Below are 18802 nucleotides of genomic sequence, written 5' to 3'. Positions count from 1 at the left end.
GATTGTGATGCGACTGAACAGCGAGTAACTGCAAACGCTGTTCAGCACGATTCGCGGACTACTCCGCTCGCGCTACCCAGCCGCGTTCGGCCCCCAGATCGATCAGCTGTTTTGCATAAGTCCACAGCTCAGCCGACGCGTCACCGATCACGGACTTCCTGGCGCGCACGTCCTCGTCGGTGACGCCGGGCGTCTGCCAGGTCCCGCCCTTGTTGTTGAAGTTCAGCAACAGCGGCTGGAGCCGGTCCATCGCCTTCGCGAAGCGGGCTTCCGGGGTCTGCCGGGCCTCGAACTCGTCCCACAGCGCGCGGAACTCGGCGGCCTGACCCTCCGGCAACATCGCGAACAGCCGATCGGCGGCGGCCTGCTCGCGTTCCTCCTGGTCGTTCTCCGCGACGGTGTCGTAGAGGAACGTGTCCCCCGCGTAGATCTCGACAAGGTCGTGCACCAGCACCAGCTTGATCGTGTGCCCGACGTCGATCGGCTCGTCGGCGTGCTCAGCGAGCACCGGGACCATGAGCGCGAGGTGCCAGGAGTGCTCGGCGTCGTTCTCCCTGCGCTGCTCGGCGATCAGGGGGCTGCGCCGCAGCACGGACTTGAGCCGGTCGACCTCGACGATGAACGCGATCTGCGCGGCGAGCCGTGGTGGCGTGCCCGCGGGCTGTTCCACCCGTTCGATCAGCGGGGCCTGGTCGTCCATGGTCACGTTCTACCAGGCGGCTCGGCTGAGGTCAGGCATGCACCTGACCTCAGCCGTGGAGCTACCTGGTCGGTGGCGCCTGCTGCTGGCCCTGGCCGCGCTGGCCGGGTTCGACGACGCTCGACGCCACCGTCTTGCCGTCCTCGGTGGTGGCCGTGACGGTGACGGTGTCGCCCTGCTGGACTCCTTCGATCACGGTCTCGGCGTCGATCACGTAGGTCTTCGTGTAGCCGTCGGTCGACTTCACCTCCAACGACGAGTCGCTGATCGACGTGACCTGACCGCTCTGGAACTCGCCGTGCGTGAGGGAGCCGAAAGCGGAGCCGTTCATGCGCATGCCGCCACCGTCCGGTGGTCCGCCCATGCCGCCGGGACCGCCCATCCCTGTGGTCTGCTGGTTGGTGCCGCTGGCTGCGTAGATCGCGACGCCGCCCGCGGCGGTGACGCCTAGCGCGATGGCCGCGGCGGCGATGGTCTTCTTCGCGTTCCACGGCGTGCGCGGCGCGGGTTGAGGCTCGGCTGCGCCCCACTCCGGGGGCTGTTGTTCGGTCATGCCAGCCACCGTGCAGATGCTGTCTGTGCTCAGCCTGTGTGCTGTGTGGGCACGAGCTGTGAGCGTCCCACAGCTGGCGCACAGGAACACCGGCCACGATACGAGCCATGTCCTCAGGCCTTCTGCCTAGAACGCTGCGCGCCAAGCTCATCTCCGGCCAGATCGCGCTGCTCACCGCGTTGTGCCTGGTGATCGGCGGGATCGGTGCGTTGGCACTACACAAGGTTCTCGACGACAACCTCGACCGCGAGGTCACCATGCTCAAGCAGCCGCCGCCCGGATCGTCCGGACCAGGCCGCGGTATCAACGCCCTGATCCTCCCCAACGGATCGATCGCCGGCACGATCGAGCTGCAGAGCGACGACTCGCCGCGTCTGCTCACCGCGGCCGAGATCAGCGCGCTGGAGAGCCTGCCGGGCGGCCTGCAGACCGTCGACCTCGGGGACGCCGGCGAGTTCCGCGTGGTCACCGACCGGATGCGGATCAAGGGCCTGCCGACGGCGCCGGTGAACGACGTCATGTGGAACATGATCTGGTTGCTGCTGGTCCTGATCGTCGCCGGTGCCGGCACCGCGGCCGTGGTGGGCAGGGTGATCGTCCGGCGGGCGCTGGTCCCGCTGGACCGGGTGGTCGAGACCGCGACCCGCGTGTCCGAACTTCCGCTGCACGAAGGAGAAGTAGCGCTCGCCGAACGCGTGCAGGAGGAGGACACCGATCCGCGCACCGAGGTCGGCAAGGTCGGCCTGGCGCTGAACCGGATGCTCGGGCACGTCGGTGACGCGCTGAAGGCCAGGCACGACACCGAAAAGCGGGTGCGGCAGTTCGTCGCGGACGCCTCGCACGAGCTGAGGACGCCGCTCGCCGCGATCCGCGGGTACGCCGAGCTCACCCGGCGCTCCGGCGAGGACGTGCCACCGCAGATCGCCCACGCGATGGGCCGCGTGGAGTCCGAGGCGCGCCGGATGACGTTCCTGGTGGAGGACTTGCTGCTGCTGGCCAGGCTCGATGCCGGTCGTCCGCTGGAACGCGAGCCCGTCGATCTGTCCCGGCTGGTCCTGGACGTGGTCGGTGACGCCAGGATCGCGGGCGCCGGCCACAGCTGGCGGATCGCGTTGCCCGCAGACCCCGTGGTGATCACCGGAGACGCGCAACGGCTGCACCAGGTGATCGGCAACCTGCTGTCCAACGCCCGCACGCACACCCCGCCAGGTACCTCCGTCACCACCGGGCTGTCCGTCCACAACGGACGGGTCGACCTGACCGTCACGGACGACGGCCCCGGCATCCCCGCTGGTCTGGAGGTCTTCGAGCGGTTCGCGCGCGGGGACGGCTCGCGCTCGCGGGCGGCCGGCAGCACGGGCCTCGGCCTGTCGATCGTGGCCGCCGTGGTGGGTGCGCACGATGGTGAGGTGTCCGTGGCGAGCCAGACGGGGCGCACGACGTTCACCGTCTCGCTGCACACAGCTCGTTCACAGCGGACGCACACGACCGACCCAGGCTAGGCCGCCAGTCTCGTCCGCATGAGACGAGAACGCCTGGTTCTGGCCGCTCTTCTGGGTGCGACGGCGGTGCTTTACCTGTGGCGGCTGGGTGACTCGGGCTGGGCAAACGCCTACTACTCCGCCGCCGCGCAGGCCGGTGCGACGAGCTGGAAGGCCTGGTTCTTCGGCTCCACCGACGCGTCGAACTCGATCACCGTCGACAAGACGCCCGCCTCGCTGTGGGTGATGGGCCTGTCCGCGCGGCTGTTCGGCGTCAACGCGTGGAGCATCCTGGTACCGCAGGCGTTGATGGGCGTCGGCAGTGTGTGGCTGCTGTACGCGACGGTGCGCCGCTGGTTCTCCCCCGCCGCCGCGCTGATCTCCGGCGCCGTGCTGGCACTGACCCCGGTCGCGGTGCTGATGTTCCGCTTCAACAACCCGGACGCACTGCTGGTGTTGCTGCTGGTCGCGGGCGCCTACTGCGTGACCAGAGCGGTCGAGCACGCGAGCCCGGCCTGGCTGGCGCTGGCCGGGGCGGCCGTCGGGTTCGGGTTCCTCACCAAGATGCTGCAGGCGTTCCTCGTGCTGCCCGCGTTCGCGCTGGTCTACCTGATCATGGCGCCGGCCTCGGTCGGCAAGCGCGTCCTGCACCTGTTCGGCGCGCTGGGCGCGATGGTCGTGGCGGGTGGCTGGTGGATCGTCGCCGTCGAGCTGACGCCCGACCGGCCGTACATCGGCGGATCGCAGACGAACAGCGTGCTGGAGCTCGCCCTCGGCTACAACGGGCTCGGCCGCCTCACCGGTGACGAGGTCGGCAGCGTCGGCGGTGGCCGCGGCAGGGACAGCACCGGCTGGAGCCGCCTGCTGAGCGCGGAGATGGGCAGTCAGATCGCGTGGCTGCTGCCGACCGCCGTGGTGCTGCTGATCGCCGGCCTCTGGCTGACGCGCGGCCGCACCCGCACGGCGCTCGCGCTGTGGGGTGGCTGGCTCGTCGTCACTGGCGGGGTCTTCAGCTTCATGAACGGGATCATCCACTCCTACTACACCGTGGCACTCGCGCCCGCGATCGCCGCCATCGTCGGCATCGGCGCCACCGCGCTCTGGGAACGCAGAGACGAACCTATCGCAGCGGCAGTGCTTTCCGGCTCGGTCGCGGTCAGCGCACTGCAGTGCTACCTGCTGATCAACGGGTTCTCCCCGGCCGTGGCGGTGATCGTGCTGGTCGGCGGGCTGATCGCGGCCGTGGGGCTGGTGCTGTCGATGCGCGCCGCCATCCCCATCGCCCTCGTCGCCGCGTTGCTCGGCCCCACCACGTACTCGTTCGCCACCGTCAACACGCCGCACACCGGCGCGTTGCCCGTCGCCGGTCCGTCAAGCGGGCGGATGGGCGGCGGTGGCGGTGGGCTGCTCAGCGCTTCAACGCCGACCGCCGAAGTCGTGTCTCTCTTGCAGGACAACGCGAGCAGTTACAAGTGGGTCGCGGCGACGATCGGCTCCAACAACGCGGCCGGGCTGCAACTCGCGAGCGGGCAGCCGGTGATGGCGCTCGGCGGGTTCAACGGCACGGACCCAGCGCCGACTCTGGCCCAGTTCCAGGAAATGGTCCGAAATGGACAGATCCACTACTACGCCGCCGCCCAGATGATGCGCGGTGAGAGCGGCAGCGACGCCGCGTACGAGATCGCCGAGTGGGTCACCCAGAACTACATCGCGACCACTGTCGGCGGTGCCACTCTCTACGAACTGGATGCGTCATGACGACTCTCGACGTGGTGATCCCGGTCCACAACGAGGAACGCGACCTGCCGAGGTGCGTCGACCGGCTGCTCGCCGAACTGCCGTCGCTCTTCCCGCACTCGTTCCGCATCACCATCGCGGACAACGCGAGCACCGACCGCACACCGGTGATCGCGGAAGAGCTGGCACGCACACACGACCAGGTGCGCAACGTGTACCTCCCGCGCAAGGGCCGCGGCGGTGCGTTGAAGGAGGTCTGGTCGATCTCGGACGCGGAGGTGCTGGCCTACATGGACGTCGACCTGTCGACGGACCTGAAAGCGTTGGCACCACTGGTCGCGCCGCTGCTGTCCGGTCACTCCGACCTGGCCATCGGCACCAGGCTCGCCCACGGCGCGCGGGTCACCCGCGGCCTCAAGCGCGAGGTGATCTCCCGCTGCTACAACGTGCTGCTGCACGCAACGCTCGCCACCCACTTCACCGACGCGCAGTGCGGATTCAAGGCGATCCACAGGCGCACCGCACGCGCGTTGCTGCCGTTCGTCGCGGACGAAGGCTGGTTCTTCGACACCGAACTGCTCGTGCTCGCCGAACGCGCGGGCCTGCGCATCCACGAGGTGCCCGTCGACTGGGTGGACGACCCCGACTCGAGCGTCGACATCCTCGCCACCGCCCTGGCTGATCTGCGCGGCATCGCCAGGTTGCGCCGCACGCTGCCGGCTCTGCCGGTCACCGAACTCCGAAAGGTCCCGGCATGACCGCCACCCTCACCCCGTCGCCCGTCGCGGCACCGCCACTCAACGACCGGAAGATCAGCCCGAACGCGTTGCACCGCATCGCATTCCTCGGCCTGCTGGCGGGCACCGCCGTGCTGTACCTGTGGAATCTCACCGCGTCCGGCTACGGCAACGAGTTCTACGCCGCGGCGACCCAGGCGGCGTCGCAGAGCTGGAAGGCGTTGCTCTTCGGCTCCCTCGATCCCGGCAACGTGATCACCGTGGACAAACCCCCTGCCTTCCTCTGGGTCAGCGGACTCTTCGCCAAAGCTTTCGGGTTCTCCAGCTGGTCGGTGCTCGCCCCGCAGGCGCTGGAGGGCGTGGCAGCCGTAGGTTTGCTGTACGCAACGGTGAAGCGCACGTCCGGCCCCGGCGCGGGCCTGGTCGCCGGCGCGGCCCTCGCGCTGACGCCGGTGGCCACCCTGATGTTCCGCTTCAACCTGCCGGACGCGCTGCTGGTGCTGCTGATGGTCGCGGCCGCCTACGCCACGGTCCGCGCGATCGAGTCCGCGAACGCCTGGTGGCTGGCGCTAGCCGGTTCGGCCATCGGTTTCGCGTTCCTCACCAAGATGCTGCAGGCATTCCTGGTGCTGCCCGCACTAGCGCTGGCATACCTGCTCGCCGCACCAACCTCGTTGCCGAAGCGGCTTTTGCACCTGCTCGGCGCCGGCGTCAGCCTGGTCGTCTCGGCCGGGTGGTACATCGCGCTGGTCGAGCTGTGGCCGGCGGACAGCCGCCCGTACATCGGCGGGTCGACCAACAACTCGTTGTGGGAGCTGGCGATCGGCTACAACGGCCTGGGCCGCATCTTCGGCAACGAGGGCGGCGGGCGGGGCGGAGGCGGCACGGGCGGCAACATCGGTTTCGGTGGCGAGACGGGCATCGGCCGGTTGTTCGGCGCCAGCATGGGCCCGGAGATCTCCTGGCTGCTGCCCGCGGCCCTGATCGGCCTGGTCGCCGGACTGTGGTTCACCCGCCGGGCCCCGCGAACCGACCGCACCCGCGCGGCGCTGGTGCTGTGGGGCGGCTGGGTGCTGGTGAGCGGCCTGGTGTTCAGCTTCATGAGCGGTATCACCCACCCCTACTACACCGTCGCACTGGCACCAGGAATCGCCGCACTGGTCGGCGTCGCCGGCCGCGGCCTCTGGCAAGGCCGTGCCCACTTCCCGGTGCGGATGTCGCTGGTGGCGATGGTCGCGGCGACCGGCGTGTGGAGCTTCATCCTGCTGGACCGCACGCCGACCTGGTTGCCGTGGCTGCGCTGGACCGTGCTGGCCGCGACCGCCATCGCCGTCTTCGCACTGCTGCTGGGCCTGAGCGCGCGCCGCTGGCTGGCGGGCGTGCTGGTGGCGGCAGCGCTGCTCGGCACCTCCGGCTACTCGCTGGCGACGGCGGCCACCACCCACAGCGGTTCGATCCCGTTGTCCGGCCCGCGCACCTCGCAGGGCGGCATGCGGGAAGGCGGCGAGGCGACCAGCGAGGTAGTGCAGCTGCTGAAGGGCGCCGACACGTCGTGGGCCGCCGCAACGGTCGGCGCCCAGAGCGCCGCATCGCTCCAGCTCGCGTCGGGCCGGCCGGTCATCGCGATCGGCGGCTGGAACGGCAGTGATCCCGCGCCCACGCTGGAGGAGTTCAAAGCCCTTGTCGCGGAAGGGAAGGTGCGCTACTTCGTCGCTGGTGGGCGTGGCGGCAACAGCTCGATCGGCGAATGGGTCGCGTCCGAGTTCACGGCCACGGTCGTCGGTGGGCAGACCGTCTACGACCTCGGTGCATGACCAGTCATGCTGAGGTGGTGTCGTCGGACGTGAGCCGTGCGGAGCGGGCGCTCCACCGCAGAGCCGCTTGGGCGTGCTCGGCGGCGGTCGAGGCCGGTGTGCCAGGCAACTTCCGCGCGTGGGAGCAAGCGGGCGTGCTGGCAGTGCTGGCCACGGACCCAGCGTTGAGCTTCCTGTCCACGGTCTCCGGGGTGACAGCGGAGACCGTGCGCGCGGCGATCGACCTGGCGAACATGCCGATCTGGGGCGACGTCCGGCCGACGGTGGTGGTACCGGCCTCGCTCAGTGAGGCAGCGATGAGGCCGTTGCGGGCGGCCGGGCTCGCGCAGGCAGAAGATCGGCTCCTGGCGGTCAAACGACTGGAAGCCTCGCCCGTGGTGCCTGGCCTGACCATCGTCGACGCCGATTCGGACGGCAGGTTCGTGGACACGTTGCTGGCCGGGTACGAGGTGGACGGAGCGGTCGCCGCGTTCATCCGCGCGGAGCACCAGCTCCCGATGATGCACCGGTTCTTGGCCGTGCAGCGAGGTACTCCTTTTGGCGCTGCGGCCATGACGATCCACGACGACGTCGCTGTACTCGGGGGTGCCTCGACCTTGCGTGCGCATCGGGGACGGGGTGCGCAGTCGGGGTTGCTGCACCACCGACTCCGCGCTGCGGCTGAAGCCGGCTGCGTGCTGGCGGTCGCGACCGCTCGTCCGGGATCGGTGAGTGCGTCCAATCTGCGGAGAGCAGGTTTCCTCCTTGAGCCTCGAGTGGTGTGGCGGTGAGCGACCCCACAGATCATCGGGAAACACCGGGACCGTTGTTGCCGTTGTACAGAACGGTCGGTGCGGTCCGTGTCCCCCGGGCTCACCCAGAATCGCCTTCGCGGAAGACCGTTCGGCTGGAGCCGCGTTGTGCCCACCGCCGAGAGGCGACCGCCGCGCCGACCTTCACACTCGCCCTCAGGCCGGACTCTCCCCCGACGACCGGCCTGAGGGCGTCCTTCTCGCCTGGCCTGCCGGTGCGGATCAAGTTCTTCTGCGCGCGGTGCGATGACTCACTCAGAACGGCGGCGGGTCGCCGAGGACTGGTTCGGGGTCGCGTCGGTAGGTCCTTCCTGCTGGGCTGCGGAAGCAGAACGTGCCGGGTGTCGGCTGGGTGACTTCCCAGGCGGTGCGGTGTTTGACCCGGTGGTGTCTCTTGCAGAACGGCCCCATGTTGGCCTCGGACGTATCGCCGAGTGGGAACGGTTCGGTGTGGTCCAGCTCGGACTTCTGGGCCGGGCGCATGCAGCCTGGGTGGCGGCAGGTGCGGTCGCGCGCCCAGATGAACCTGCGCAGCGCGGCCGGTGGCCGGTAGGTGCTGGTGCCGAACTCCAACGCCGCACCGGTCACCGGCTCAGTCAGCAGCCGTCGCCACGTCGAATCCCCAGCCAACTCACGCGCCAGATCAGCGGTGATCGGGCCATATCCGGCGAGTTCACCGGGCTGCTCGGACAGGCCCATCACCGTCGCCGCCGAGATGGCGACGTACAGCTCGACCTTCACCGCGCTGGCCCCGTCCGGCGTCGCCAGCAGCAGGTCGGCGAACACATCGGCCCGGATCTGGTCCAGCGTCCGAGGATCGGCCGGCGTCTTCACCTGGCGGGCGATCGCGTCGACACGGGCATAGCAAGCGGTCGCCAGGTGCGCGGGCAGGAACGCCCACACCCGCGCCACGTCATCCTCGAGCGCGTCGATTCCCATGCAGCGCTGGGCTTTGCGCTGCTCGGCCCGCTCCCTCTGACCTTCGGGATCAACCCGCATCACGACCCGGTTGGTGAGCTGCCGCATCTGCGCACTGGTCAGGTCCGGTGCCTTCACCAGCACCCGTTCCTCAACCTGCGCTGCCAAGTCGGCCGTGAGTGGCATGGTCTTGTCGTAGAGCACGCGCGCCTTGTAGAGGTCGATCTCGCCCTTCTCCAAGGCATCCAACGTCGAGGGAAGCTTGCTGGCGAGGTCGAGTGCCATCGCTACCTGGTCACTGGTCCACCGCGAGGTCCACCGCATCGCAGCGGCGATCTCAGCATCGAAGAATTCCTCACCCTCACACGCAATGGCGTAATCGGCGAGGGTCCGCATGAGCTGCGCTTGATGATAGGCGATCTGTTTGTCGTGATACGCGAGAGCGTCCAGAAACGAGACGACTTCCATGCCGCAATTCTATTAGCCCGCCCAAGATCACTAGACCAGAAGGTGTCACCCACACGAGCGAACTAGCAGGTCAGACCCCATAAGCACCGTGCGCGCTCTTCTCTCTCGACACGCAACCACTAGCAACCACCTACGCAACCGGAACCCAAACAAAGAAACAACACCACGCCCCGCAACCACCCACGAAACGCAACCACAGAAATTCGTTCCGGCACACGCCCGACGAAGGAGGGCATGTGCCGGCTCGCCGCAGGCGTGCCCTCCCATCACCGATGCGTCAGGTCAACGCGAACCGGCATCCGCAGGCGATCTCAAGGCGGGGCCGCCGCAAAGAACTACGAGAACTTCAAACAGCTCATGGGATATCCCTGACCCACGAACAACTCACGCGATCCCGGCAGCGATCAGCTTGCTCCAGATCTCCCCCTGATCCACCACCTCGACACCGAGCTTCTCCGCCTTAGTCAGCTTGCTAGCGCCCACCCCAGCCCCCGTGATGAGCAGATCCGTAGTCGCCGAAACCGAGGACGCAGCAGCAGCGCCAGCACGTTCGCACATCTTCTGGAAAGTAGGGCGGGTCACCTTTTCGCCGGAGCGCGGGTCGCTGATCGAGCCGGTGATCACGACGGTCTTGCCCTCCAGCGGGGCGCCGGCGACGACCTTCGGCGGCAGGTCCTCCTCGCGGACCTCCAGGGAGACGCCGCGTGAGCGGAGGCGGTCGATCTCCGGGCGCAGGCGGGACAGGTGGAAGTTGATCGACTCGGCCACCTTCTGGCCGATGTCCTCCACGGCCACCAGCTTTTCGACGCCGGCGTCGGCGACCTCTTCCAGGGAACCGAAGCCTGCTCGGCAGAGGCGGGCGGCGGTGCCTTCGGAGGCCATCGGGATCGAGAGGCCGATCATGGCTCGGCGCAGGCCCACGGAGCGGCTGCGGTCGATCGACTCGATCATGCGGGTCGCGGAGATCTCGCCCACGCGGTCGAACTCCAGCAGGCGTTCCTTGGTGAGGGTGTAGAAGTCCGACGGGTTCACGAGGTCGCCGGTCTCGGCGAGGCGTTCGATCCACACCTGGCCGATGGCGTCGATGTCCGCGGCCGCGCGCGAAGACCAGTGGATGAGGCGGCGCACGGTCTGGGCGGGGCAGACCGCGTTGGTGCAGAACAGTTCGCGGCTGTTGCCCTGTTCGGTCAGCGGCTGGGCGCACGACGGGCATTCGGTGGGCGGGATGATCTCGCGCTCGGCGCCGGTGCGCTTGGCGGCGTCGAGGACGCCCGCCACGAACGGGATCACGTCGCCGGCTCGGCGGACCAGGACGGTGTCGCCGATCTTGATGCCGCGGGCGCGGATCACCTCCTGGTTGGCCAGGGTCGCGCGAGTCACGGTGGTGCCACCGACGAAGACCGGCTCCAGCCAGGCGACCGGGGCGATCTTGCCGGTCTTGCCGACGTCCCAGACGACGTCCTGGAGCACCGTCGTCTTCTCCTCGGCGGCGAACTTGTAGGCGATGGCGCCGCGCGGTGAGCTGGAGCGGGTGCCGGCGGCGGCGAACGCGTCGCGGTTGGCCAGGCGCAGGACGGCGCCGTCCAGGTCGTAGTCGATGTCGTTGCGCTGCCGTTCGATCTCGCCGATGACCTCCTGGGCTTCGGCGGCGGTGTCGCAGTGCCGCATCTCGGCGACGCTGAAGCCCAGTTTGCGCAGGCCCGCGTCCAGATCGGAGTCGGCGCTCTCCGGCTCGGTGGTGAGGTCGAAGGCGAAGAACTGCATGCGCCTGCCCTCGACGGCCTTCGGGTCCTTGGCGCGCAGCGTGCCTGCGGCGGCGTTGCGGGGGTTGATCAGCGGCTTGTCCGGGTGCGCCTTGTTGTACGCGTCGAAGGTCGAGCGCAGCATCACGCACTCGCCGCGCACCTCGACGCGGCCCGGCGCGTCCACCTTGTCCGGCACGCCATCGGTCAGCGCGCGCGTCAGGAACGTGACGTCGTCGCCCGTCGTGCCGTCGCCACGGGTGACCGCGCGGGCCAGCCGGCCGTTCTCGTAGACCAGCGCGAGCGAGAGGCCGTCCAGCTTCGGCATGACCACCACGGGCTGGCCGGGGAACCGGCCGAAGAAGGTCTCCACCTGCTCGGGCTTGTTCGCCTTCTCCAGCGACAGCATCGGCCGGGAGTGCCGGACCGGGGCGTGCAGCACCGCGGGGGCGCCCACCGAGTCGAGCGGGTTCGGGTCAGGCGTCAGCTCGGGGTGCGCCGCGATCAACGACCGCAGTTCGTCCTCCACCACGTCGTACTCCGCGTCGGCCACCAGCGGCGCGCCCTGGTAGTACGCGTCGCGCAGCTCCACGATCCGCGCCGCCAGCTCCTGAATCCGGTCCCCAGCACTCATGGGATGGACGGTACCGGGCGGCACCGACAATTCCGGGGCAGTCGCGATCGAGCGCCGCTCAAGCCGCGCTCACGCGCTCCCAGAGCCACCCGAACCGGTCGATCCGCCACAGCTGCGCGCCCACGACCAGCGTCGCACCGAACACGGTCGGCCACAGCTGCAGCGCCACCAGGCCCCAGATGGTCAACGCGAACCCGACGGAACCCGCCGCCACCAGGAGCCGCAGCACGGCGCGGTGGTCCGGCGGCACCGCGGCCCGGTCCTTCAACCACGCCCGTTCGCCGTAGATGCCCCGCTCCGTCCAGCTGCGCGGCTCGTCGACCGGCGGGAACACCTTCACGTTCAGCACCAGCCACACCACCACCAGCGCGATCGGCAGCAGGCACCACCAGCCGATCCACGTGCGGCTCCAGATCGCCAGCAACATCGCCGGGATCGCCGCGAACCGGGTCCACACGCTCCACGGGTTCGCGTGCCGGCGCCAGGCCTCGTCGTCCATCCGGAACGCCTTGGCCACCACCTCAACGTCCATTTTGGTCTCCCACGGCAGTGAAAGCGGACAAGAACCGGTCATCGGCGAACAGCCCGTGCGTGAGCATCTCCAGCCCGGCCCGTGCACCCCGCACGGCCACAGCGGTCTCCGCCGGATCACCACCGAGCAACCGCCCGACCTGCTGCCCGAGCACCAACGGCGCCAACAACCACGACACATATGTCACGGCACGAGCGCGCGCGTCCGAACACGGCCGCACCCACCCCTCGGCCTCTCCCCCGGCGAGCCATTCCTCGGTGCGCGCCACGATCGAGTCGAACAGCGCCGACGCACTCTCCGTCCCGTCCAGCAACGCCCGCGCGAGATACCGGCGGACCGGCGTGGCTGCCTCCAGCAGCTCTGCCAACGCCCCGAGATCGCCCGAATCAGCGCTGAGCACGTACTCGTCGCACGCCTGCCGCAGCCCTTCCTTGGAACCGAAGTGGTGCAGCACCAACGCAGCCGACACCCCGGCATCGGCCGCGACCGCACGCACCGACGTGCCCGCGACGCCGTCCGCACCGAACCGGGCCAGCGCCGCGTCCCGGATCCGGGCACGTGCCGTCAGGTCTGAACGCATGTTCAGAGTATTGAACAAACGTTCAGCGCCCGTCAAGGCTCGTCGCGCGGCCCCCGCAAGGTCAGCACCACGCGCAGGACGTGCTCCACCGCGGCCGGGAACAACGCCCCGCGCAGCTCGTCACGATGAGCCAGGGTGTGGCCCGCGAACTCGACCATGTGCTCCGGACCGACCCGGCGGACCACCAGCGCGGCGATCTCCTCGAGGTCGAGGCCGGGGTTGTCGAGGCGCGTCAGCGCGAACTCGACGATCAGCTCTTCATCGGTCACCGGCACCTCCTCGCGGGCGATCGGTCGAATTCTCCCACCGATACAGATCGAAAACATGCGCTGGACCGCAGATCGGAGCCACTATCACGCTGTGCCCATGACGTTCCTGCGACCGGCCGCCCGCGACTGGCGATGCCCGCCCGCATCCGGCGAGGTGCGGGACTTCCACGCGGGACTCCCCGCCTACGCGCCCACCCCGTTGACCGAACTCCCAGCGCTCGCAACGGAAACCGGCGTCGAGCGACTGTTCGTCAAGGACGAGTCGCAACGGCTCGGCCTGCCCGCGTTCAAGGCTCTCGGCGCGTCCTGGGCGGTGCACCGGGTCCTCGACGGCCAGACAGGACCGGTCACGATCACCACCGCGACAGACGGAAATCACGGCCGCGCGGTGGCCCGCTTCGCGCGAATGTTCGGGCAACGGGCGCACGTGTTCGTTCCACGCAACGTGCACCCGCAAGCGATCGAGGCCATCAAAGCCGAGCAGGCCGAGGTGACCGTGGTCGACGGCACGTACGACGACGCGGTGCGCCGAGCCGACGAGGCGGACGGAATCCTCGTCCAGGACATGGGCTGGCCGGGCTACGAGGAGATTCCGAACTGGATCGTCGAGGGCTACGGCACGCTCTGCGCCGAGATCGACGAGCAGCTGCCGGAAGAACCGGACCTCGTCGTCATCCCGGTCGGCGTCGGCTCGTTCGCCCAGGCAGTGATCACCCACTACCGCTGCCGCGACTCCCGCACGAGGCTCCTCGCGGTCGAACCCGACACCGCCGCCTGCGTCCTGCACAGCCTGGAAGCCGGAGAACTCAGGACCACACCCACGGGCAGCACGATCATGGCGGGACTGAACTGCGGCACCCCGTCCGCCACCGCGTGGCCGTTCCTGCACAACGGCCTGGACGCCGCGGTCGCCATCACCGACGCCGAATGTGGCCAGGCCATCAGAGATCTCCACGCCGAGGGTGTCCACTCCGGACCGTGTGGCGCCGCTCCGCTCGCAGGCCTGCGCGCGATCAAGAACGAGCTCGGCCCGCTCGGCACCGTCGTGCTGATCAGCACCGAAGGACAGGCCGCCAACCCTCAGGGAGCCTGATGAACCCGCGTGACCTGCTGGCCGAGCTGATCGCGATCGACTCGGTCAATCCCGACCTCGTGCCCGGCGGCAACGGCGAGTCCGCCATCGTCGCCTTCTGCGCCGAATGGTTCAGCGCCAACGGCTTCGAGGTCCACCGCCTGGAGCAACGGCCGGGCAGACCCTCGCTGGTCGCGGTCGCAAAAGGCACCGGCGGCGGAAAATCGTTGATGCTCAACGGACACATCGACACGGTCGGCACCGCGGGCTACGACGGCGATCCGCTCGCGCCGGAGATCCGCGACGGCAAGATGTTCGGCCGCGGCACGTTCGACATGAAAGGCGGCGTCGCGGCCATGATGGTCGCCGCGGCGAAAGCCACCCAACGACCGCTGCGCGGTGACGTGATCGTCGCGTGCGTCGCCGACGAGGAGCACGGCAGCTTCGGCACCGAGGAGGTGCTGACGAGGTTCACCGCCGACGCGGCGATCGTCACCGAGCCCAGCCACCTCGAAGTCACGCTGGCGCACAAGGGTTTCGTCTGGTTCGACGTGGAGATCGAAGGAAAAGCGGCACACGGCTCACGCCCCGAGCTGGGTGTCGACGCGATCGCCAAGGCCGGCCACTTCCTGGTGGCACTGGAACAACTCGGCCAGCGCCTCAAGCACGAGCACCACCTCCTGGGCACCGGCACCGTCCACGCCTCGCTGATCAGCGGCGGCGAGGAGGCCTCCACCTACCCGTCGAGCTGCCGCATCACGCTCGAACGCCGCACGGTCCCCGGCGAGACCCCCGAGAGCGTCGAAGCAGAACTCGCCGCCGTGCTCGACCACCTCACCGCCACCGTCCCTGACTTCCGCGCCACGCTCACCCGAGGCCTGTCCCGGGAACCATTCGAAGCCGATCCGCAGTCCGAGATCGTCCGCACGCTCATCGAGAACCTCGGCGCACCACCGATCATCAGGGCCGAGCCGTTCTGGACCGACTGCGCCCTGCTCGACGCGGCCGGCATCCCGGGCGTGCTGTTCGGCGTCGACGGCGCTGGCGCCCACGCCGCCACCGAGTACGTCGACCTCGCCTCCCTCGACCGGCTCACCGACGTCCTGACGAGGACGATCACCGGTTTCTGCGGCTGAGAGAACCGAGACAGCCGGACGAGACCGCGCCCGGCTACCTTTGCCCCGCTGGCAGTTCGATCGCAGGGGGACCAGAGGGATGCCACGCAAGGAACGCCCGCTCGACTCGGGCGACACAGCGGTGCTGACGTTCGCGCGTGAGCTCAGATCGTTGCGGGAGAAAGCGGGCAGGCCCACCTACCGCGAGCTGAGCTCACTGACGCACTACTCGGAGGCGGCCCTGTCACAGGCCGCCGGCGGGCGCAAACTGCCGACGTTGCAGGTCACTCTGGCCTACGTGCGCGCGTGCGGCGGATCCGAGGAGGAGTGGGAACGCCGCTGGTACGCGACGTCCGCGGCGGAAGAACCGGAGCAGGAACCGGAAACCGGCTCGCCGTACACCGGGCTCGCCGCGTTCCAGCCGGAGGACGCCGACCGGTTCTTCGGCCGCGACCGGCTCGTCGGCGACCTGGCCGAGCGGGTCTCCCAGCACCGCGTCGTCGTGGTCGTCGGCGCCTCCGGTGCGGGCAAGTCGTCGTTGCTCAGAGCCGGACTCATGCCGCGGCTGGGAAACCGCGCGGTGCTGTTCACGCCGGGCCCGCGCCCGCTTGACGAGTGCGCCAGGGTCATCGCGAACGCCAAGTCCGACACGGTGTTCGTGGTCGACCAGTTCGAGGAGATCTTCACGCTCTGCGAGGACCGCGACGTGCGGCGGCGCTTCGTCGATCTGCTGACCGGGCGCAAGGTCGTGCTCGGGGTGCGGGCCGACTTCTACGGGCACTGCACGGACTTCCCCGCGCTCGTCGAGGCCATGGGCGACGCCCAGGTCACCGTCGGCCCGATGTCCACCGACGAACTGCGGGCCGCGATCATCCAGCCCGCCCGCCGGACCGGGCACGCGGTCGAGACCGCGCTGGTCGCCGAGTTGGTGGCGAACTGCGCCGAACAAGCCGGTGCGCTGCCGTTGCTCTCGCACGCGCTGTTGGAAACGTGGCACCGGCGCAAGGGCAACACGTTGACGCTGCAGGGTTTCCGGGCCGCAGGCGGGTTCGAGGGCGCGCTGACCCGAACGGCCGAGTCGGTGTTCGCCCGGTTCACCGAACGGCAGCAGGAGCTCGTCCGCTCGTTGTTCATCCGGCTCACCGCGGTCGGTGACGGCACGGAGGACACCAAACGGCGGATCTGCCGCAACGAGCTGGACGACGACCCGGACGCCGTGCTGGTGCTGGAAGCGTTGACCACGCACCGGCTGGTGACCGTCGACCAGGAGCGCGTCGAGATCACCCACGAGGCGCTGATCCGCTGCTGGCCACGGCTGCGCGAGTGGCTGGCGGCCGACCGGGACGGCCTGCGCGCCCACCGCGACCTGGCCGAGTCAGCGGCCGTGTGGGAGTCGCTGGACCGCGATCCCGGCGCGCTCATCCGGGGTGCGCGCCTTGCGTCGTTCCGCGACTGGCGCCCGCCCAACCCGCTCACCGTCCGCGAAAGCGAGTTCCTCACCGCGAGCCTCACGATGGAGTCGGCGGAGCTCGCCGCGACTCGCAAGGACCGGCGAAGACTCCGGGTCGGCGTCGCACTCCTGAGCGTGCTGCTCGTGGCGACGACCGCGGTCGGCATCACCGCTCTGCAGGCCAGTTCCGAGGCGACCCGGCAACGCAACACCGCGCTCTCGCAGAAGGTCGCCCAGGACGTCCAACGGCTGCGTGGCGCCGACCCGGCCCTGGCGGCTCAGCTCGCGCTCGCGGCGTACCGGCTCTCCCCCACGCCCGAGGCGCGCAGCCAGCTGCTCAGCTCGTTCACGCCGTTCTACGCCACCCGGCTGACGGGCCACCGCGGCCACGTCAACGCCGTCGCGTACTCCTCCGCACGGCAGCTGATCGCCAGCGCCAGCCACGACCGCACGGTGCGGCTGATCGACATCGCCGACCCGCACCACCCGCGTGAGCTGTCCACCCTCACCGCCCACACCGAGAGCGTCGTGCACGTCGCGTTCAACTCCGACGGCACGGTGCTCGCGACCGCCGGATGGGACCGCACGGCCCGATTGTGGGACACCACCACCGGCAACGTGCTCGCGACGCTGACCCACGCCGATCTCGTCAACGCCGTGGCTTTCGACCGGAACAGCAAGCTCCTCGCCACCGCGGGCAAGGACCGGACCGTCCGCCTGTGGGATCTCACCGACATGCGCGAGGTAGCGGTCCTGCCGCACAGCGACGCCGTTGTCTCGCTGGCCTTCAACCCGGCCGCCGACCAGCTCGTCACGGGCTCCTGGGACGGCACCGCACGACTGTGGGACCTCAACGGCAATGCCCGCCCGCTGCCCGGCCACACCGGCGCGGTGCAGGCCGTCGCGTTCAGCCCAGACGGCCAGACGGTGGCCACGGCAGGCCAGGACCGCGTGGTGCGGCTGTCACCCGTCGGCGGTGGCGAACCGCGCGTGCTGTCCGGGCACACGGATGCCGTGCGCGGGCTGGCGTTCAGCGCGGACGGCCGGCTCGCGAGCACTGGTGTCGACCGCACCGTCCGCGTGTGGGACCTAGCCAAGCCCGCCGACCCGCTGGTGCTCACCGGCCACACCGCGCCGGTCGTCGCGGCCACGTTCGCCGGCGGCGCGCTGGCGACCGCGAGCGACGATCACACCGTCCGGCTGTGGGACCTGCCCGGTGGCCTCCTGCAGGCGCACAGCGACTCCGTCTACGCCGTCGCCACGTCCGGGAAGCTCGTCGCCACCGGCAGCTACGACCGCGAAGTCCGGCTGTGGCAGGACGGCAGGCTGCTCACCGTGCTCACCGGACCTGGTGACGCCGTGAACTCCGTCGCGTTCAGCCCGGACGGCAAGGTCCTGCTGGCCGCGAGCGCCGACCACCGCGTGCACCGCTGGGACATCATCGATCCCGCGACCCCGCGGCCACTGCCCGCGCTAGCCGGCCACACCGACGCGGTGAACGCCATGGCCGTCAGCCCGGACGGCACCACGATCGCCACCGGCAGCACCGACCGCGCGATCATCCTGTGGGACGCGAAGACCGGTGCCTCCCTCGGCACCCTGTCCGGTCACGCGGACTCGGTGCAGACCCTCGCCTTCAGCCCGGACGGCCGCCGCCTGGCCAGCGGGTCCGGCGACTTCAGCGCCAGGATCTGGGACGTCGGATCGCGCCAGGTCGTGACCCACCTGACCGGCCACACCCACGCCATCAAGTCGGTCGCTTTCAGTCCGGACGGCAAGCTGCTCGCCACCGGGAGCACCGACTACGTCGTGCGCGTCTGGGACCTCACCACCGGCACCCGCACGACCGAACTGACCGGGCACACCGACACCGTGCACGCCGTCGCGTTCTCTCCGGACAGCCGCACACTCGCCAGCGCGAGCGCCGATCAGGAGGTGCGGCTGTGGCGCCTTGCCGACCACACTCCGCTTGCCACGCTGGCCGGGCACGGCGAGCGGGTTTATGCGCTGGCGTTCTCCTCGGACGGCCGCACGTTGCTCAGTGCTGGTGGTGATCGGACGGTTCGGGTGTGGGAGGCCGATGCCGAGCATGCTGCTGAACGGGTTTGCTCGACGGCGTTTCCTGCACTGTCCGAACAGGACTGGAACCGGTACTTCCCCGATGTCGGCCGCGTCCCGATCTGCCCTGCTTGAGCGGCGACAGGTTCGG

Annotated in this window: 14 protein-coding genes and 1 pseudogene; 8 read left to right on the top strand and 7 right to left on the bottom strand. The window is 69.6% G+C overall.

Annotation, left to right across the window (positions count from 1 at the left end):
- Positions 1-58 precede the first annotated feature (58 nt).
- Together ACIA8G_RS04075 and ACIA8G_RS04070 are read right to left on the bottom strand one after the other, a co-directional pair.
- Positions 59-700: an HD family hydrolase gene (locus ACIA8G_RS04075; protein WP_396416762.1), complete on the bottom strand. Its 642-nt coding sequence runs from the start codon at positions 698-700 to the stop codon at positions 59-61.
- 61 nt (positions 701-761) lie between these two features.
- Complete coding sequence (locus tag ACIA8G_RS04070) at positions 762-1253, bottom strand: hypothetical protein (RefSeq protein ID WP_396416761.1); 492 nt, start codon at positions 1251-1253, stop codon at positions 762-764.
- Positions 1254-1360: 107 nt separating this feature from the next.
- Between ACIA8G_RS04070 and ACIA8G_RS04065 the strand changes: the two genes are divergently transcribed.
- From ACIA8G_RS04065 to ACIA8G_RS04045, 5 genes and pseudogenes are all read left to right on the top strand, one after another.
- Positions 1361-2755: a sensor histidine kinase gene (locus ACIA8G_RS04065; protein WP_396416760.1), complete on the top strand. Its 1395-nt coding sequence runs from the start codon at positions 1361-1363 to the stop codon at positions 2753-2755.
- 18 nt (positions 2756-2773) lie between these two features.
- Positions 2774-4492, top strand: a complete 1719-nt coding sequence (locus ACIA8G_RS04060; RefSeq protein WP_396416759.1) for an ArnT family glycosyltransferase — start codon at positions 2774-2776, stop codon at positions 4490-4492.
- Positions 4489-5217: pseudogene (locus ACIA8G_RS04055) on the top strand (dolichyl-phosphate beta-glucosyltransferase); the annotation flags it as partial. The gene ACIA8G_RS04060 and the pseudogene ACIA8G_RS04055, both read left to right, overlap by 4 nt.
- 8 nt (positions 5218-5225) lie before the next feature.
- Positions 5226-7022, top strand: coding sequence for an ArnT family glycosyltransferase (locus tag ACIA8G_RS04050; protein ID WP_396416758.1), 1797 nt, complete (start codon positions 5226-5228; stop codon positions 7020-7022).
- Entirely contained in the window at positions 7019-7792 is a 774-nt protein-coding gene (locus ACIA8G_RS04045; RefSeq protein ID WP_396416757.1) for a GNAT family N-acetyltransferase, read from the top strand. Before ACIA8G_RS04050 ends, ACIA8G_RS04045 begins: the two co-directional genes overlap by 4 nt.
- A gap of 276 nt (positions 7793-8068) precedes the next feature.
- On the opposite strand, the gene ACIA8G_RS04040 is transcribed toward ACIA8G_RS04045, so the two are convergent.
- From ACIA8G_RS04040 to ACIA8G_RS04020, 5 genes are all read right to left on the bottom strand, one after another.
- On the bottom strand, positions 8069-9199 hold the full coding sequence (locus ACIA8G_RS04040) for a DUF222 domain-containing protein (protein WP_396416756.1): 1131 nt from the start codon (positions 9197-9199) through the stop codon (positions 8069-8071).
- 384 nt (positions 9200-9583) lie between these two features.
- Complete coding sequence (ligA, locus tag ACIA8G_RS04035) at positions 9584-11575, bottom strand: NAD-dependent DNA ligase LigA (protein ID WP_396416755.1); 1992 nt, start codon at positions 11573-11575, stop codon at positions 9584-9586.
- 58 nt (positions 11576-11633) lie between these two features.
- Complete coding sequence (locus ACIA8G_RS04030) at positions 11634-12107, bottom strand: DUF6653 family protein (RefSeq protein WP_396416754.1); 474 nt, start codon at positions 12105-12107, stop codon at positions 11634-11636.
- Complete coding sequence (locus ACIA8G_RS04025; protein WP_396416753.1) at positions 12097-12687, bottom strand: TetR family transcriptional regulator; 591 nt, start codon at positions 12685-12687, stop codon at positions 12097-12099. Before ACIA8G_RS04025 ends, ACIA8G_RS04030 begins: the two co-directional genes overlap by 11 nt.
- A 32-nt stretch (positions 12688-12719) precedes the next feature.
- Positions 12720-12956: a hypothetical protein gene (locus tag ACIA8G_RS04020; RefSeq protein ID WP_396416752.1), complete on the bottom strand. Its 237-nt coding sequence runs from the start codon at positions 12954-12956 to the stop codon at positions 12720-12722.
- Between the two features lie 97 nt (positions 12957-13053).
- Between ACIA8G_RS04020 and ACIA8G_RS04015 the strand changes: the two genes are divergently transcribed.
- The 3 genes from ACIA8G_RS04015 to ACIA8G_RS04005 all read left to right on the top strand — a co-directional run bounded on the left by ACIA8G_RS04015 (position 13054) and on the right by ACIA8G_RS04005 (position 18786).
- On the top strand, positions 13054-14049 hold the full coding sequence (locus ACIA8G_RS04015; RefSeq protein WP_396416751.1) for a pyridoxal-phosphate dependent enzyme: 996 nt from the start codon (positions 13054-13056) through the stop codon (positions 14047-14049).
- Positions 14049-15164 carry an ArgE/DapE family deacylase gene (locus tag ACIA8G_RS04010; protein WP_396416750.1) on the top strand — a complete coding sequence of 372 codons (1116 nt, stop codon included), beginning with the start codon at positions 14049-14051 and terminating at the stop codon, positions 15162-15164. The genes ACIA8G_RS04015 and ACIA8G_RS04010 overlap by 1 nt, the downstream gene beginning before the upstream one ends.
- Positions 15165-15243: 79 nt before the next feature.
- Positions 15244-18786: a helix-turn-helix domain-containing protein gene (locus ACIA8G_RS04005; protein ID WP_396416749.1), complete on the top strand. Its 3543-nt coding sequence runs from the start codon at positions 15244-15246 to the stop codon at positions 18784-18786.
- Positions 18787-18802: the final 16 nt, after the last annotated feature.

The organism is Lentzea sp. NPDC051213 (assembly GCF_044455585.1).
Classification (GTDB): domain Bacteria; phylum Actinomycetota; class Actinomycetes; order Mycobacteriales; family Pseudonocardiaceae; genus Lentzea.
Note: the sequence above shows the minus strand (reverse complement) of the source record. Positions and strands in the feature narration are given on the sequence as shown.

Excerpts from the sequence above, each read along its gene's own strand:
- ACIA8G_RS04070 (WP_396416761.1), bottom strand. The coding sequence starts at position 1,253 with ATGACCGAACAACAGCCCCCGGAGTGGGGCGCAGCCGAGCCTCAACCC.
- ACIA8G_RS04075 (WP_396416762.1), bottom strand. The coding sequence starts at position 700 with ATGGACGACCAGGCCCCGCTGATCGAACGGGTGGAACAGCCCGCGGGC.
- ACIA8G_RS04025 (WP_396416753.1), bottom strand. The coding sequence starts at position 12,687 with ATGCGTTCAGACCTGACGGCACGTGCCCGGATCCGGGACGCGGCGCTG.
- ACIA8G_RS04050 (WP_396416758.1), top strand. The coding sequence starts at position 5,226 with ATGACCGCCACCCTCACCCCGTCGCCCGTCGCGGCACCGCCACTCAAC.
- ACIA8G_RS04045 (WP_396416757.1), top strand. The coding sequence starts at position 7,019 with ATGACCAGTCATGCTGAGGTGGTGTCGTCGGACGTGAGCCGTGCGGAG.
- ACIA8G_RS04015 (WP_396416751.1), top strand. The coding sequence starts at position 13,054 with ATGACGTTCCTGCGACCGGCCGCCCGCGACTGGCGATGCCCGCCCGCA.
- ACIA8G_RS04010 (WP_396416750.1), top strand. The coding sequence starts at position 14,049 with ATGAACCCGCGTGACCTGCTGGCCGAGCTGATCGCGATCGACTCGGTC.
- ACIA8G_RS04060 (WP_396416759.1), top strand. The coding sequence starts at position 2,774 with ATGAGACGAGAACGCCTGGTTCTGGCCGCTCTTCTGGGTGCGACGGCG.
- ACIA8G_RS04040 (WP_396416756.1), bottom strand. The coding sequence starts at position 9,199 with ATGGAAGTCGTCTCGTTTCTGGACGCTCTCGCGTATCACGACAAACAG.
- ligA (WP_396416755.1), bottom strand. The coding sequence starts at position 11,575 with ATGAGTGCTGGGGACCGGATTCAGGAGCTGGCGGCGCGGATCGTGGAG.
- ACIA8G_RS04030 (WP_396416754.1), bottom strand. The coding sequence starts at position 12,107 with ATGGACGTTGAGGTGGTGGCCAAGGCGTTCCGGATGGACGACGAGGCC.
- ACIA8G_RS04005 (WP_396416749.1), top strand. The coding sequence starts at position 15,244 with ATGCCACGCAAGGAACGCCCGCTCGACTCGGGCGACACAGCGGTGCTG.
- ACIA8G_RS04065 (WP_396416760.1), top strand. The coding sequence starts at position 1,361 with ATGTCCTCAGGCCTTCTGCCTAGAACGCTGCGCGCCAAGCTCATCTCC.